Here is a 15,529-nt window from a genome sequence, read left to right on the forward strand (position 1 = left end):
TCATCTCAGATGCGAATTATGTAGGTTCAGATCATGCAACTGACGCAGTTCACCGATCTGGGATTGCGCGTCGTCATGCGGTTGGCCGTACTCGACGCGGATGCCTCCCCCAGCACTCGGGATGTTGCGCAGCAGCTCAACGTGTCGTATTCCCATGCCACCAAGGTGGTTACACGGCTCGGTGAGCTCGGCATCGTGACAACCAGGCGCGGCCGCGGCGGTGGGCTTTCCATCACCGAACTCGGCCGCACCGCCACCATCGGCTGGCTGGCCAGACGCCTCGAAGGCCCGGGTGAAGTCGTCGACTGCGAAGGCGACAAACCGTGCCCATTGCGCGGAGGTTGCCTCCTTCGAAGTGCGTTGCGCGAAGCACAGGAAGCGTTTTTCGTTTCACTCGACGCGGTCACGATCGAAGACGTCATCCGGCAGCCGTCCAAAACTGTCCTGCTACGCCTCACCACCCGGAGCGACGAAGCAGGCTGATCAATCGAATTTCGACCGAACGGAGCAGCTCATGCTTTCCCCACAGTCAACCGAGGTCATTCGCGCCACCCTTCCCGTGGTCGGCGCTGCCATCGGCGATATCACAACCCTGTTCTACCGCAAGATGTTCGACGCACATCCTGAACTCGAACGTGATTTGTTCAATCGCGGCAATCAGAAACAGGGCGAACAGCAGAAGGCTCTCGCCGGTGCCATCGCGGCATTCGCGACGCTTCAGCTCGAGCCGGACAGCGCCAAGGTCGATCTCATACTCTCACGCATCGCGCACAAGCATGCGTCGCTGGGAATCACGCCCGACCAGTACGCAATCGTGCACGAACACCTCTTTGCCGCGATCGTCGAAATACTCGGCGATGCAGTCACTCCCGACGTCGCGGCAGCCTGGGACGAGGTCTACTGGCTGATGGCGGAAACCCTCATCACGATGGAGCGTGGCCTCTACCAACTCGCCGGCGTCGACGCCGGTGACGTCTGGCGCACGGTAAGGATCAGCGAACGAGTTCTTCAGTCCGCCGACACCGTCTCACTGACGCTCACCTCGCTCGACGGTAGCGCACTCCCCACCTTCGCTCCCGGACAGTACCTTTCGGTCGGGGTTACGCTGCCCGACGGCGCCCGCCAGATCCGCCAATACAGCCTGTGTTCGATACCGAGCAGCGCAGACTGGCGGATCAGCGTCAAGCGAATCTCCGGAACTCCCGATGGCGAAGTGTCGAACTTCCTCTACAACAACGTATTCGAAGGTCAAGAACTCTCCGTCACCACACCTTTCGGCGATCTCACCATGCCGGACGACAACTCACCGCTCCTGCTCGCGTCGGCCGGAATCGGTTGCACACCGATGATCGGGATGCTCAATCATCTCGTGGACACCGGCGCTGACCGTTCGGTATCTGTCATCCATGCGGATCGATCCATTGCGGATCACGCGCACCGCGCAGAACTCAGCACACTCGTCGACCAGATTCCCGCCGCAACCCTGCACCGTTGGTACGAGGATCTCGGCACGCACGTTGCGTTCGGATCGGTTCACGAAGGACGGGCGGATTTGCAAGGTATTGCAGTGGAGCCCGATACCCAAGCCTTCCTTTGCGGGCCGATGCCGTTCATGTTGGCGATGCGCGCATCGTTGCTCGAAAGGGACGTCCCGGCACAGAATATCCACTACGAGGTCTTCGGGCCCGACAGCTGGGCCAACACCTGAGCGGACCACTGCCTGCGAACTGGACCTTGGCGCGCGACTGCAAACCCTTGTGTACTCGACGAAACATACGCATCGAGTAGTGGGAGACCGACATGATCACGTCAGCGTCGATGACGGGAGTCGCGCTGATCGCCCTGGCGATGGTTCTGACACCGGGCCCCAACATGATCTATCTGGTGTCCCGCAGCATCAGCCAGGGCCGCCGGGCGGGTTTGATCTCGCTCGGCGGAGTCGCAACCGGTTTCCTGGTCTACCTCACCGCCACGTGTGCAGGGCTGACGGCGGTTCTCTTCGCCGTACCAACGGTGTTCACCGCGGTGAAAATCGGTGGTGCCCTGTACCTGGCCTATCTCGCCTGGTCGACACTCCGACCAGGTGGGAAGTCCGCTTTCGAGGTGGGCGAGGTCGACCGCCACGGTAGCGGCCGTCTGTTCGGGATGGGGTTGACCACCAATCTGCTCAATCCCAAGATTGCGCTGATGTACGCGGCCCTGATCCCCCAGTTCGTCGATCCCACTGCGGGTCCGGTCTGGCAACAGGCACTCGTACTCGGCGGCGTGCAGATCCTGGTCGCAGTCACCGTCAACGCGTTGATCGTGTGCTGTGCGGCAGCCGTGTCGACCTTCCTCATGGCGCGTCCGGTGTGGATGCGGGCTCAGAAATGGCTAGCTGGTGGCATTCTCGGAATCTTCGCCACCCGCATGGCCCTGGAGTAGTTTCAGTCCTTCGGACGTTGGTCGATCAGACGACGCGCTTTGCCGATCGAGCGTTCGAGTCCGCCGGGTTCGAGAACGCTCACCTCGACCGTGACACCGATCTTGTTCTTCACCAGCTTCTGCAACGCCGAAGACGCTGCCGCATGATCGGAAATTGCCGCGTCAGGACGAGCCTCGACGCGCACTGTCAGAGTATCCATCCGGCCCGGACGCTCCAGCACACACTGGAATTGGGGTGCCAGGGCGGGGACGGTCAGGATCAGCTCTTCGATCTGTGTGGGGAACAGATTGACCCCACGCAGGATGATCATGTCGTCGGTCCGGCCGGTGACCTTCTGCATCCGACGCATCGAGCGCGCCGTACCCGGCAACAGTCGGGTCAGGTCCCTGGTTCGGTAGCGAATGATGGGCAGCGCTTCCTTGGTGAGAGAGGTGAAAACCAGCTCACCTTCTTCACCGTCCGGCAGCACTTCGCCCGTGACCGGATCGATGATCTCCGGGTAGAAGTGGTCTTCCCAGATATGGAGCCCGTCTTTGGTTTCCACACATTCCATTGCCACACCCGGGCCCATGATCTCGGAGAGTCCGTAGATGTCGACCGCATGCATGTCGAGTTGCTGTTCCAGCTCGGTACGCATCTGTTCGGTCCACGGCTCCGCTCCGAAAACTCCCACCCTCAGTGAGGTCTTCGAGGGATCGATGCCTTTCTTGATCATCGCATCCACGATGGTCAACATGTACGACGGAGTCACCATGATGGCGTCGGGCTCGAAGTCCTCGATCAGTTGAATCTGCCGCTCGGTCATGCCACCGGACATGGGAATGACCGTGCAGCCCAAGCGCTCCGCACCGTAGTGTGCTCCCAACCCACCGGTGAACAGACCGTACCCGTAAGCCACGTGAACCTTGTCCGAAGACCGCACGCCGCCGGCCGAGAGACTGCGCGCGATGAGATCGGCCCAGTTGTTCAAGTCGTTGCTCGTGTACCCCACCACCGTCGGGCGACCGGTGGTCCCCGAAGACGCGTGAATTCGCGAGACCCGGTCCTGTGGCACCGCAAACATCTTGAACGGATAGTTCTCACGTAGATCCGCTTTGGTGGTGAAGGGAAACTTGGCGAGATCGCTCAGATCCTTCAAGTCGCTCGGGTGGACGCCGGCGTCGTCGAAAGCTTTGCGGTAGTGCGGAACATTGGTGTACGCGTGCATCAGGGACCATTGCATCCGCTCGAGTTGGAGCGTCGAAATGCGGTCCCGACTGGCAAATTCGATTTCTTGCGAAGTAGCAGTGACGAGTTCGGTCATGATTGTCTCCGGTGGGCTCAGTGAGGGCGCTGTGCGGGCGGTCAGGCGTCGAAATCGACTGTTATCTGTTCACCGACAGGGAAGGTCTGGCAGGTCAGTACAAAACCCGCGTCGACTTCGTAGTCTTCGAGTGCGTAGTTCCTGCGCATCTCGACGTCACCGCAGGTGACCTTGGCGCGACACGTTCCACACACCCCGCCCTTGCACGCGAAGGGCAGATCCGATCGGTACTGTTCCGCTGCATCGAGAATCGACTGGTCTCGCGGAAGTGCCGCGGTGGTCGATCGACCGTCGAGCGTGATGGTGACCTCGCTGCCTGGTCCCACAATTCCGGGCTCACGATGCACTGCAACCGGCGGAGCGACGTCGTCGACGTAGAACAGCTCGTGATGGATGCGATCCTTGGCAATTCCCAAGCCGGCCAGTACTTCCTGGGCGTCGTTGACCATCCCGAACGGACCACACAACCAGAAGCCGTCGACCTGGTCGCACGGAACGAGAGAGGTGAAGATCTCACGCAACCGGTCGGCGTCGAGACGGCCCGAGAACAACTCGACCTCGCGCGGCTCGCGAGAGAGGACATGAATAACGTCCAGGCGCGCACCGTACCGGTCCTTTAGGTCGGCGATCTCTTCGGCGAACATGACCGAACGGGTGCGCCTGTTCCCGTACAGCAGGGTGACATCGGCCTCGGGGTTCACCAGCAGTGTTGCAGCGATGGACAACATGGGCGTGATTCCGGAGCCCGCCGCGATCAGAACGTGCCGTCCACCCAATGCCGGATCGGCGACAAAATTGCCAGATGGGCCCTGGACGTCGATTCGATCCCCGGCCTTGACGTCTCGCACCAACCAGGAGGAGAAGAGTCCGTCTGCCACTTCGCGAACCCCCACCCGTGGAGACGCCCCTACCGGTGCACAGATCGAGTAGGAGCGACGGTGTTCGACGCCATCGATCATCCGCCGCAGTGTCAGTGACTGCCCGGCGCCGAAGTCGAATTGATCGGCGATATCGGCAGGCACGTCGAAGGTGACGGCAACTGCGTCGTCGCACAGTGATTCGACACCGGCGACCGTCAACGGGTGAAATGGTTTGTTCCGGTTCGTCGTTGCGGTACTCATCTGTTCAGATCTCCTTCACGTGATCGAACGGCTCGAGGCAGTCGAGGCAGCGATAGAGCGCTTTGCACAGGGTCGCACCGAATTCCGAACTCAGTCTGGTGTTTGCCGAACCGCACTGGGGGCACAGGATGTCGCGCGGCTTGGCCGTCAAGGTCAAGGCGATCGGGCCGGAGGTGCGACGCGGCGCGGCCCCCGGCACCGAGTACCCGGCCGTCCGAAGTTTCGCGAGCCCCTCTTCGCTGATCCAATCCGAACTCCAAGGCGGCGACAGTTGAGTCTTGATCTGGACGCTGCCGTACCCCGCGTCGGTCAGCTTGTGCTCGATGTCGTCTCGCATCGTCGCCATCGCCGGACACCCGGAATAGGTGGGAGTGATTGTCACACAGACCAAGTTCGCTTCGACGTCGACCGATCGGATGACGCCGAGATCAGCCAAGGTCAACAGTGGCATCTCCGGATCCATCACCGAGGCGACGATCTCCTGCGCCGAAGAGACAGTAGCGGAAGAGACGGTAGCGGCAGTCACGGTCACCACACCCCTTCCGGATGCTCCCGAGCGACGCTCTGCATTTCGGCGAGAAGTAGCCCCAGTGCCCCGGTGTGCAGTCCGGCACGCCCGCCGCGGCCGCCGACGAAACCGGAGAAACGCGAAGGGGGCTCTTCCATTTCGGCTGCATGGAGGACCTGGGCAAGAACAGCGTCGAACTCCGGCCGAACAGTACGCGGGTCCACTCCGACGCCAACTTCTGCCAAGACGAGTTCGTCCTGAGTGGGAACAAAGAGTTCGTCCACGAACGGGAAGATCTCGAGCAAGGCGTCGGCCGTCCGACGCTTGGATTCTGCCGTGCCGGCGCCCAAGGTGACGACCCATCTTGCCGCGTAGTCGCGGTGATAGGTCAGTTCCTTGACGCCCTTGTTCGCCACAGCTGCGAGAACCGGATCGCGCGACATGCGCAGCCGATCGAACAGCGCCAGCCGCCAGGTCGAGAACACGAGTAGCCGAACGACCGTGTGCGCGAAGTCGCCGTTGGCGAGTTCCACCAGTCTCACGTTGCGGAAACCGAACTGATCACGAAAGAAGGCAAGCGCATCTTCAGCCGGCACCGGTGACGTATCGGAGATGAACGGAACCACAGTGGAATCGGCTGCTGCCGCGCGAGCCAGCAGCAGCCTGGCCTGCCCGATCAAGTCCAGGCCGACGTTGGCGAGAGCTACCTCTTCTTCGAGTTCCGGTGCCCGCGTCGACCATTCGGCGAGTCGCTGCGAACTGACGAGCGCGTCGTCGCCGAGCATGAGGCAGTAGCGCGCCAGCGCACCGAGATCGACATCGCCTGGCACCGTGGTGTCGACTCCGGCGAGGGGGTCGTCGAAGCTCGTTCCGAACGCCCACTGACCGTGGCCGTCACCGTCGACCAGGCCGTCGTAGGCACTGTCGTGATCGTTCATCTGTTGGTCCTCGAAGTCGAAGTGATTCTCACATGTGCGGAACGGAGTCCGGGATGTCGTAGAAAGTCGGGTGCCGGTAGACCTTGTCGCCGCTCGGCGCGAAGAACGGATCCTTTTCTGCCGGACTCGAAGCCACGATGTTCGCGGATGGCACGACCCAGATACTCACGCCTTCGTTACGTCTGGTGTAGACGTCGCGCGCGTGGCGTAACGCCATCTGGTCGTCTGCCGCGCGCAGGGATCCGACGTGCACGTGGTTCAGTCCGCGCTTTCCCCTCAGAAATACCTCGTACAAAGGCCATTCGCCCCGCACCTGATCGCGCTGTACCTGATCGTTCTCGCTCATGATGTTTCCCCAGTCGTGCGATCGTGCGCGAGTCTCTCGCGCTGTGCAAAGGCGTACGCGGCGTCGCGAACCCAGGCCCCGTTGTCGTGTGCGGCTTTCCGATTGGTGATCCGCTCGACGCTCGCCGCTCCGTTGCCGCGGACCACGTCCATGAATTCGCTCCAGTCCGGCTCGCCGAAATCGTGTGCGCCACGCTCGGGGTTCCAGCGCAGGTCGGGATCAGGGAAGGTCACACCGAGTATCTCGGCCTGCGGTATCGACATGTCCACGAATCGTTGCCGCAGTTCGTCGTTCGTGTGCCGCTTGATGCGCCACTTCATCGACTGCTCGGTGTTCGGCGATTCGTCGTCCGGCGGTCCGAACATCATCAGAGCGGGCCACCACCATCGGTCGACGGCTTCCTGCACCATTGCCCGTTGAGCGTCCGTGCCGCGCATCATCGTCGCCAACAGCTCGAAGCCTTGCCGCTGATGGAACGATTCCTCCTTGCACACACGGATCATCGCGCGCGCATACGGCCCGAAGGAGCTGCGGCACAGCGGAACCTGATTGCAGATAGCAGCTCCGTCGACCAGCCAGCCGATCACACCCACGTCGGCGTATGTCAGCGTCGGATAGTTGAAGATCGAGGAGTACTTCTGCTTTCCCTCGATCAGTTTGGTGGTCAGATCGCCACGATCGGCACCGAGCGTCTCGGCCGCGGAGTAGAGATACAGACCGTGCCCGGCTTCGTCCTGGACCTTCGCCATCAGGATCGCCTTGCGTCGCAACGAAGGCGCACGGGTGAGCCAGTTTCCCTCTGGCTGCATTCCGATGATTTCGGAGTGCGCATGCTGGGCAACCTGACGGATCAGAGTCTTGCGGTAGCCGTCCGGCATCCAGTCGCGAGGCTCGATGCGCTGGTCTGCCGCGATCGTCTCGTCGAACAGGTTCTGCAGGTCTTGTGGAGCTTCCACGTTGGTCATCGTACCTACCTTTTATTACCGAATGATCGGTTGGTAACTAGTATGCACCGAGGTGTCCCAGCACACAAGAGAATCTTTCGCCGCACCAGAAATCAGCGGCCCTCGAAAACCGGCTTCTGCTTCGACAGGAAAGCCGTGACTGCGCCTCGATGATCTGCCGTGGAACCCAGCTCCACCTGTGCGTTCGCCTCGGCCGCCAGCGTCTGGGAAAGCCCAGGAGCAACGGCACGGATCAGCGATTTCACGTGGGCGAAGGCCGCGGTGGGTCCGTCGGCAAGCCGACGCGCGAGTACCCGAGCCTCAGCTGCGACGTCCTCGTCGGCCACCACGCGATGAACCAAGCCCCACTCCAGCGCGCTCTGCGCGTCGAACTTGTCGCCGAGCAACATCAGGCCACTGGCGCGGCTAGGTCCGAGCGCGTGCACGAGCGCATGACTGAGCCCGGAGTCACTGGCCAGACCGATGCCGGTGAATGCCGTCGCAAAGCTCGCGCGAGCCCCCACGACACGGATGTCTCCGGCCAACGCGATTCCCAACCCGGCCCCGACGCAGGCTCCGCCGATACCCACCACCACCGGGACAGAGAGCGTCGACAGCGCCGTGACGATGGGGTTGTAGTGCGCCTCGACGGTATCCATCGCGTGCGCCGGATCAGCATCCAACGCTGCAGCGTGCTCGCCCAGATCCTGACCGACGCAGAAGTTCTTGCCTTCGGCGAGAATCAACACCGCTCGAACCTCTGCGTCCGTGTGGACCTGCAGCAACGCTTCGAGCAGCTGAGACTTCATTTCGCCGTTGACGGCATTGGCGGCCTTGGGTCGGTCGAGAGTGATTGTCGCCAAACCTCGCTCGATCTCCAAGCGAATCACGTCAGTCATCGATGTTCCTTTCGCAGGCAGTTCGGTTCAGCTCCATGTGTGAAAACCCTGTCCCGTCTTGCGCCCCAACTCGCCGCGAGCCACCTTCTCTCGCAGCAGTGCTGGAGGTGCAAATCGATCACCGAGCGTGCTCGCGAGGTGTTCGGCGATCGCCAGGCGCACATCCAACCCGACCAGATCTGTCGAACGCAGCGGGCCCATCGGATGCCGATACCCCAATTCCATTGCTCGGTCGATCGATTCCGCGTCCGCCACACCCTCTTCGAGCATGCGGATGGCTTCGAGCCCGAGACCGACACCAAGCCGGCTGGTTGCAAAACCAGGTGAGTCGTTGACGAGCACCTCGGCTTTGCCGAGCATCGACACCCATGCTCGTACCGAGTCGACAACCTCGGGGCGGGTCTGAGGCGCCCGGACGATCTCGACCAACAGCGACGCCGGGACTGGATTGAAGAAGTGCATACCGATGAACCGGCCCGGATCCGTCAGCGCTGCGCCGAGTTCGGCGATCGACATGGAACTGGTGTTACTGGCGATCACGGTGCTTTCTCCGGCAACGGTTTCCGCAGCGGCGAGCACCTCGACCTTGAGGGCCGCAATTTCCGGGACCGCCTCGACGATCAGGTCGAGCGACGGTGGCAACGAGGTCACTGCGTCCACGGTGCTCACGCGCGCCAGCACCGTCGCGGGGTCCTGGTCGTCGAGTTTCCCTCGCTCGTGGGCTCTGTCGAGGCCGGCGGAAACACGCTGCAACGCGGCCGCGGTGTCGCCACTCTCCGCGATGGTGACCGCCCCGCCGAGACTGGCGAACACCTGGGCGATACCTGCACCCATGCGTCCACCGCCGATGACTCCGACGGTCTTCGGCGCAACTGCTTCAGTCATGATTTCTTCTCCAGGAAGGCCGTCATGCGATCGCGCTTGTCCGAACTCTCGAACAGGACGGCCTGGGCGATGTCGTCGGCAAACGGATGCGATCCCGGCGCATCGACGATGATCTTGGTCAATCGCAGTGCCAGCGGGGACAGTCGGGAAATGCGGTCGAGTAGCCGATGCGCTGCGTCGACGTGGCAGTTCGGTTCGGTTACCTCGACAACCAGGCCCGCTCGTAGCGCCTGCTCGGCGTCGAGGTTCCTGGCACCGAGGAGCACCTGCTTCGCGATCGAGACGCCGACGAGCTTCGGCAGTCGATAGCTGGCGCCGGCGGCTGCCATTATGCCGAGATTGGGCTCCGGATTCCCGAAGACCGCCGTCGTTGTCGCGATGCGAATGTCGCAGGCGTAGGTCAACTCTGCCCCACCGCCGAGCGCGTAGCCGCTCACGGCGGCCACGGTGGGAAGCGGGAGCTTTCCGATTCGGTCGAACAGCGTGCGGTTGATACCCGCGAACGCTTCCTCTCGTCCGCGCTCTCGGAGCTCCGCGATGTCAGCGCCGCCTGCGAAGTGGTCGCCGCGCCCCGCAAGCAGGAGCAGCTTCGGATCCCGTTCGAGGCGTCCACAAACCTGATGCAGTTCGTCGATCATTTCCGCGTTGATCGCATTGCGTTGCGCGGGCCTGTCGAGGGTGACCAAGACGCGATCCTCGCGCTCGTCCACGTGCAGGGTGTTCACATTCGCTCCTTCTCACTCTTCTCCATTAGTAACCGAACATTCGGTCGTTTGGCAAGGGTGAGAACGAGGATGGTGCACAGCTTTGCCCGAACTGAGAAGATGGGGACATGACTACGGCACGCCCCACTCGACGCACCGGCCTCCCCGGACGTCCCGGCTACGACCTCGATTCGCTCCTGGCCGTGGCCGTGAAGGTGTTCAACGACAAGGGCTACGACGGCGCCAGCATGGAGGTGCTCGCCAAGAAACTCGGCATCACGAAGTCCTCGATCTACCACCATGTGTCCGGAAAGTCAGAACTTCTCGAACTCGCCCTTTCGCGTGCACTCAACGCCCTGTTTGCGGTCACGACCGAAGAGGGCGCCACCACCGGTCCGTACATCGACCGGCTCGAATACCTGGTCCGGCGCAGCGTAGAGGTGCTGGTCGCAGAGCTTCCATACGTCACCCTGCTCCTGCGCGTCCGCGGCAACACGACGGTCGAGCGCGCCGCGCTAGCTCGTCGACGCGAATTCGACAACTTCGTCGGAGGTCTCGTCGCGTCCGCCGCAGCGGAGGGAGACTTGCGCCCGGACATCGAACCAGCCCTCGCCAGCAAGCTGATGTTCGGCACCGTCAACTCACTGATCGAGTGGTACAAACCCCGAGCGGGTGAGTCCGTCTCCGACATCGCCGACGCGGTCGTCGCCGTCACTTTCGACGGACTTCGCAAGGCCTGACTCCAGGCAGTTCTGCCGAATCCTTGACAACGCGGCGTTACCGGGCGATCGTAATTACCGACCGAACGTACGGTGAGATGGAGTTGTCGTGAGCAGACTGTTGGAAAGCTATGTGGCCGGTCAGTGGTACGCCGCACCGGACGCAGGTACCCCGTTGCCGAGCGCAGTGGACGGATCGGAGGTGGCCCGGATCTCCGCAACCGGCATCGACCTCGCCGAGATGGTTACGTACGCACGCGAGGTCGGCGGGCCTGCGCTGTCCGCGATGACCTTCCACGAACGTGCCGGCGCGCTCAAGGCTCTCGCCCTCACGTTGATGGCAGGAAAAGCCGAGTTCTACACACTCTCCACTGCCACCGGTGCGACGACGCGAGATTCCGGGGTGGACATCGACGGCGGATTCGGGACCCTGCTGAGCTACGCGAGCAAGGCTCGGCGCGAATTGCCCGACAGCACAGTCTTTCTGGACGGAAACGTCGAGCCTCTCGGCAAAGGCGGAACCTTCCTCGGGCAACACATCTATACATCACGTCGCGGCGTCGCCGTGCAGATCAACGCCTTCAATTTCCCGGTGTGGGGGTTCCTGGAGAAGCTGGCACCGGCATTCATCGCGGGGGTGCCGTCCATCGTCAAACCTGCCAGTTCCACGGCATATCTCACCGAACTCGTCTTCCGGCGCATCATCGAATCAGGCTTGCTCCCGGAGGGTTCCGTCCAACTGCTCTCCGGTAGTGCACGGGGCCTCCTCGATCACCTCGGCGGGCAGGACTCAGTGGCATTCACCGGATCCGCCGACACCGCCGCAACGCTGCGTGCTCACCCGAACGTCGTCGGCAAGGGCGTCCATTTCAATGCCGAGGCCGATTCACTCAACGCGTCGATCCTTGGCGAGGACGCCGTACCAGGAACACCCGAATTCGATTTTTACGTCAAACAACTCGTCACCGAAATGACAGTCAAGGCTGGTCAGAAGTGCACGGCGATCCGGCGCGCCCTGGTCCCGCTCTCGCTGGTCGACGCCGTTGTCGATGCCGCATCCGAGCGACTGAACAAAGTGGTCGTGGGACACCCCGATGCCGACGGCGTCACGATGGGAGCTCTCGCCAGCATCGAACAGCGTGACGAAGTCTTGAAATCCATTCGCGGTCTGACGAAGTCGGCAACTATCGTATTCGGAGACCCGGACAACGTCGACGTGGTCGGTGCCGACGGCCAGTCAGGAGCCTTCCTTTCCCCTGTCCTTCTCCGGGCGGAAGAGAATGCGCACGAGGTACACGAGCTGGAGGCCTTCGGACCCGTCAGCACCGTCATCGGATACGACGGCATCGATCATGCGATCGAACTCGCGGCCCATGGCGAGGGAAGCCTCGTCGCCTCGGTGGTCACTGCCGACACCGACATCGCACGTCGACTGGTGCTGGGCCTCGCAGCTTTTCACGGCAGAGTGCTCGTCCTGAACCGCGACGACGCCAAGGAATCCACCGGCCACGGCTCTCCCCTTCCAGTCCTCGTACACGGCGGTCCCGGCCGTGCCGGCGGCGGTGAGGAGCTGGGTGGCATCCGCGGAGTTCTGCACCACATGCAGCGGACCGCCGTACAGGGCACACCCGACGTCCTCACCGCAGTCGGCGAGCGCTGGTTCACCGGATCGCAGCGCACGACCGGATCCGAACATCCATTCCGAAAGAGTCTCGCCGAGTTGAAGATCGGTGACACTGTTGTCGGCGGTCCGCGCCAGGTCACACTCGCAGACATCGATCATTTTGCAGAGTTCACCGGTGACACCTTCTACGCTCACACCGATCCGGTGGCCGCTGCGGCGAATCCACTCTTCGGCGGCATCGTCGCGCACGGCTATCTTGTTGTCTCACTCGCTGCGGGCCTGTTCGTCGACCCGGCTCCCGGCCCGGTTCTCGCGAACTTCGGCGTGGACAGCCTCAGGTTCCTGACTCCGGTCAAAGCCGAAGACAGCCTGACGGTCACCCTCACAGCCAAGACCATCACACCTCGCAGCAGCGCCGACTACGGTGAGGTTCGTTGGGACGCCGTGGTGACGAACCAGGACAACGATCCGGTCGCGACATACGACGTCCTGACTCTGGTAGCCAAGACTCGCCCCGAAGGGAATTGAAAGCACATGACCTATCGAGTAGCAGTGTGTTACGGACGCCCCACCGATCCGGAGGCTTTCGACAAGTACTACAACGAGATCCACGTCCCGCTCGCCAGCGCAGTGCCAGGGCTCTCAGACTTCACGTTCAGCAAGTGCTCGACGCTGGACGGCTCCGATCCAGTCTTCTATGCCGTCGCCAACCTCGAGTTTCCCGATCTCGAGACTATGCAGAGCGGCCTGAAGTCCCCGGAGATGGGCGCCGCTGGAAAAGATGTCGCAAACTTTGCCACCGGCACGGTCGACATGTATGTCCAGGAAGTTGTCTCGGTCCTCTAGACCCCTGCAATTTCCCGATCACACAGGAGTTGTCTCGTGAGTACAGGAAGCATCACCGCCAGAGAGATATTCGACGCGGACCAGGCATCGCAGGCACTCGGTATCGAGATTTCCGAGCTGGCGCCCGGTAGCGCAACCGTGACCGTCACCGTGGGCGAAACCATGGTGAACGGTCACGGAATCACACACGGCGGTTATGTTTTCCTGCTCGCGGACACCGCGTTTGCGCTCGCCTGCAACGGCTACGAGGATTCAGCCGTTGCAGCGCGCGCGGACATCAGATTTCTGCGTCCGACCCGTCTGGGCGACACCTTGACCGCGGTCGCCACCGAGAAGGCTCGAGGCGGCCGAAGTGGGATCTACGACGTGACCGTTCGCAATGGCGACGCCGTCGTGGCCGAGTTCCGCGGCGACAGTCGAACCATCACCCGCTGAAATTCAGCCCACGGTGTATCAGCCCACGACGGGAAGTTCGAGGGGGCCGGAACCGTCGGCGAAGATCGTCACCGGCATGCCCTGCAATCCCCCACGGAAACTGATGTCGCCACCGGTGATCGCGAGACGCACGGAATGCCCTGGCTCGAATCGGTGCACTATCGCCGGCATCGTCACCGGCACCGGCTGCGACGGATCACTGATGCGTATGGGCGCGATGAGTCCGTTGATCAGCGAGGAAGTTCCGTCCGGAGCCACGTCGTAGAGTTTCGCGAACACCACCGGCTGTCCGGGCGCCGCAACACGCAGCGTCACAGTGGGGGCTCCCACCACGTCCATCGCCTCGGTCATCGGCGCAGCGGTCCAGAGCGCCTCGGTTCCCGGAATCTGTGCATTCGGAATGTTTCCGGCCGGATTGATATTGAGTGGCTCTACGCCCGTCGGCAGCCCAGCCGGTGCGGTGACGATCGTCTTCGAACCCGGTATCACCGGCGTGCCGTCCGGTAGCAGTCCCCCGTCGGCGGACAGATGGAAGGCGCGAGCGGTCCCGACATCGACGGTGTCGGACGTCGCGTAGGCCGGTGCCGCGTTTCCCTCGTAGTCGATCCAGTTGCGGAAATACGCGAATTCCGGGCCGGTCTCCGTGTTCTCGTCCTTGAGGTAGTGATCGAACCAGTCCATGAAGCGACCGGTCTCGTACTGGGTATCCTCGTCGGGTGCGGAGAAGCTGAACTCGCCCGGCGCAGCGGCCAAGTGGCTGTGCCCCCACGAATGCCAGATCATCTTGGCTTCGACGCCACGATCCTTCAGCGCGTCGTAAGTCGCGGTTGCCTCGTTCAGATCGAACAGGGTGTCCTGTTGCCCCTGAGCAAGCAGTACCGGAATGTTGATCCGGTCGACGAACGACGAGACCGACGACGCTCGGAGCTCACTCACTACTTGCGGTCCGATGTCGCCGGTCACCACCGCCTCGGCGATCGCGTTGCACATGTAAGGGACGTAGTTCGGGCAGCCGGGTAGCCGTGCGGGATCTGCGATGTAACCGTCCACACCGGGATTCGCGATGCCCGCGCCGAAGAGCAGCGATGCAAAGAGCACCTTCGCGGCTCCCGGCTCCGCTGTCGACACACCGGAGATGATTCCCGTGCTGTTGGGCGCCAAGGAATACGAGAGATCGTTCCAGGTGATCATGGGGATGATCGTGTCGATACGGGGATCGACACTCGCGGCGGCGAATTGAATGCCGCCGCCGTAGGAACCACCCGTCATTCCGACCCGCGGGTCGTTCGTCGACGGTGCACCGGTGTGATCGACGGAGTCCTGAACCACCGCGGTGAGCGCCGGATAGGGCTGCGTCAGAGCCTGATCCGTGAAGGCAATCCCTTCTTGGCCGCCGAGGAAGCTGACCAACTGGGAAGCGGCGACACCGTCGTATGCGGGAGAGTCGAGGGTGATCTTGCAACTCGAGCCGCCGAAACCCAATCCCGAATACGTCAGTCCGACGTACCCGTTCTCGGCGAAGTTCTGCAGGGCCGGAATCTGGTCCTTGTACGAACCGCCGAACCCGTTGGTGGTCAGGATCGCGGGAGCTGGGTTGTCAGCGTCGACACCATCGGAAACAAAGAGTTCACCGACGACGGTGCACGGCGTCGAGAGTTCAGGCCCGACATCGACCGAGAAGTACAGCAGCTGTGACGAATACGAGCCGTTCGGTGAATCCGCGAGCGCCGGCGGCGAAAAGCCGAGGGCGCAAACCACGAGCGTGACGACACTGATCGCAATTCTCCGGCGCACCTGAAAACCGTACACCCGGATCTGTTCTCCACCAGCTC

Annotated in this window: 17 protein-coding genes; 7 read left to right on the forward strand and 10 right to left on the reverse strand. The window is 62.4% G+C overall.

Annotation, left to right across the window (positions count from 1 at the left end):
* Positions 1-33 precede the first annotated feature (33 nt).
* The 3 genes from ACVZUB_RS27400 to ACVZUB_RS27410 all read left to right on the forward strand — a co-directional run bounded on the left by ACVZUB_RS27400 (position 34) and on the right by ACVZUB_RS27410 (position 2,424).
* On the forward strand, positions 34-483 hold the full coding sequence (locus ACVZUB_RS27400; RefSeq protein WP_003943059.1) for an RrF2 family transcriptional regulator: 450 nt from the start codon (positions 34-36) through the stop codon (positions 481-483).
* A 31-nt stretch (positions 484-514) separates the two neighbouring features.
* On the forward strand, positions 515-1,708 hold the full coding sequence (locus tag ACVZUB_RS27405) for a globin domain-containing protein (protein WP_064075004.1): 1,194 nt from the start codon (positions 515-517) through the stop codon (positions 1,706-1,708).
* 92 nt (positions 1,709-1,800) lie between these two features.
* Positions 1,801-2,424, forward strand: a complete 624-nt coding sequence (locus tag ACVZUB_RS27410) for a LysE family translocator (RefSeq protein WP_007730629.1) — start codon at positions 1,801-1,803, stop codon at positions 2,422-2,424.
* Positions 2,425-2,426: 2 nt separating this feature from the next.
* Here the strand turns inward: ACVZUB_RS27410 and paaK are convergent, their stop codons facing one another.
* From paaK to ACVZUB_RS27455, 9 genes are all read right to left on the reverse strand, one after another.
* Entirely contained in the window at positions 2,427-3,728 is a 1,302-nt protein-coding gene (paaK, locus tag ACVZUB_RS27415; RefSeq protein ID WP_007730627.1) for a phenylacetate--CoA ligase PaaK, read from the reverse strand.
* Between the two features lie 41 nt (positions 3,729-3,769).
* Positions 3,770-4,849: a 1,2-phenylacetyl-CoA epoxidase subunit PaaE gene (gene paaE / locus ACVZUB_RS27420; RefSeq protein WP_482627932.1), complete on the reverse strand. Its 1,080-nt coding sequence runs from the start codon at positions 4,847-4,849 to the stop codon at positions 3,770-3,772.
* A gap of 4 nt (positions 4,850-4,853) precedes the next feature.
* Positions 4,854-5,312: a 1,2-phenylacetyl-CoA epoxidase subunit PaaD gene (paaD, locus tag ACVZUB_RS27425; protein WP_047269445.1), complete on the reverse strand. Its 459-nt coding sequence runs from the start codon at positions 5,310-5,312 to the stop codon at positions 4,854-4,856.
* Between the two features lie 65 nt (positions 5,313-5,377).
* Positions 5,378-6,295 carry a 1,2-phenylacetyl-CoA epoxidase subunit PaaC gene (gene paaC, locus ACVZUB_RS27430; RefSeq protein WP_007730623.1) on the reverse strand — a complete coding sequence of 306 codons (918 nt, stop codon included), beginning with the start codon at positions 6,293-6,295 and terminating at the stop codon, positions 5,378-5,380.
* A 28-nt stretch (positions 6,296-6,323) separates the two neighbouring features.
* Complete coding sequence (paaB, locus tag ACVZUB_RS27435) at positions 6,324-6,641, reverse strand: 1,2-phenylacetyl-CoA epoxidase subunit PaaB (RefSeq protein WP_007730622.1); 318 nt, start codon at positions 6,639-6,641, stop codon at positions 6,324-6,326.
* The gene (gene paaA, locus ACVZUB_RS27440) at positions 6,638-7,606 is read right to left on the reverse strand and encodes a 1,2-phenylacetyl-CoA epoxidase subunit PaaA (RefSeq protein WP_054187523.1); all 969 of its coding nucleotides are present in this window, start codon (positions 7,604-7,606) and stop codon (positions 6,638-6,640) included. The genes paaB and paaA overlap by 4 nt, the downstream gene beginning before the upstream one ends.
* Before the next feature lie 92 nt (positions 7,607-7,698).
* Positions 7,699-8,484: an enoyl-CoA hydratase-related protein gene (locus ACVZUB_RS27445; RefSeq protein WP_283551708.1), complete on the reverse strand. Its 786-nt coding sequence runs from the start codon at positions 8,482-8,484 to the stop codon at positions 7,699-7,701.
* Positions 8,485-8,511: 27 nt separating this feature from the next.
* Positions 8,512-9,369, reverse strand: coding sequence for a 3-hydroxyacyl-CoA dehydrogenase family protein (locus ACVZUB_RS27450; protein WP_007730617.1), 858 nt, complete (start codon positions 9,367-9,369; stop codon positions 8,512-8,514).
* Positions 9,366-10,094 carry an enoyl-CoA hydratase/isomerase family protein gene (locus tag ACVZUB_RS27455; protein WP_482627933.1) on the reverse strand — a complete coding sequence of 243 codons (729 nt, stop codon included), beginning with the start codon at positions 10,092-10,094 and terminating at the stop codon, positions 9,366-9,368. The genes ACVZUB_RS27450 and ACVZUB_RS27455 overlap by 4 nt, the downstream gene beginning before the upstream one ends.
* A 107-nt stretch (positions 10,095-10,201) precedes the next feature.
* On the opposite strand from ACVZUB_RS27455, the gene ACVZUB_RS27460 reads away from it, so the two are divergent.
* The 4 genes from ACVZUB_RS27460 (at position 10,202) to paaI (ending at position 13,697) form a co-directional block, all read left to right on the forward strand.
* Positions 10,202-10,813 carry a TetR/AcrR family transcriptional regulator gene (locus tag ACVZUB_RS27460; RefSeq protein WP_007730612.1) on the forward strand — a complete coding sequence of 204 codons (612 nt, stop codon included), beginning with the start codon at positions 10,202-10,204 and terminating at the stop codon, positions 10,811-10,813.
* Positions 10,814-10,901: 88 nt separating this feature from the next.
* Positions 10,902-12,944, forward strand: a complete 2,043-nt coding sequence (gene paaZ, locus ACVZUB_RS27465; RefSeq protein ID WP_482627934.1) for a phenylacetic acid degradation bifunctional protein PaaZ — start codon at positions 10,902-10,904, stop codon at positions 12,942-12,944.
* A gap of 6 nt (positions 12,945-12,950) precedes the next feature.
* Positions 12,951-13,262, forward strand: a complete 312-nt coding sequence (locus ACVZUB_RS27470; RefSeq protein WP_007730606.1) for an EthD family reductase — start codon at positions 12,951-12,953, stop codon at positions 13,260-13,262.
* 36 nt (positions 13,263-13,298) lie between these two features.
* Positions 13,299-13,697 carry a hydroxyphenylacetyl-CoA thioesterase PaaI gene (paaI, locus tag ACVZUB_RS27475; RefSeq protein ID WP_482627935.1) on the forward strand — a complete coding sequence of 133 codons (399 nt, stop codon included), beginning with the start codon at positions 13,299-13,301 and terminating at the stop codon, positions 13,695-13,697.
* 18 nt (positions 13,698-13,715) lie between these two features.
* Here the strand turns inward: paaI and ACVZUB_RS27480 are convergent, their stop codons facing one another.
* The gene (locus ACVZUB_RS27480) at positions 13,716-15,506 is read right to left on the reverse strand and encodes a CocE/NonD family hydrolase (RefSeq protein ID WP_482627936.1); all 1,791 of its coding nucleotides are present in this window, start codon (positions 15,504-15,506) and stop codon (positions 13,716-13,718) included.
* Positions 15,507-15,529: the final 23 nt, after the last annotated feature.

Source organism: Rhodococcus sp. OS5, assembly GCF_056837585.1.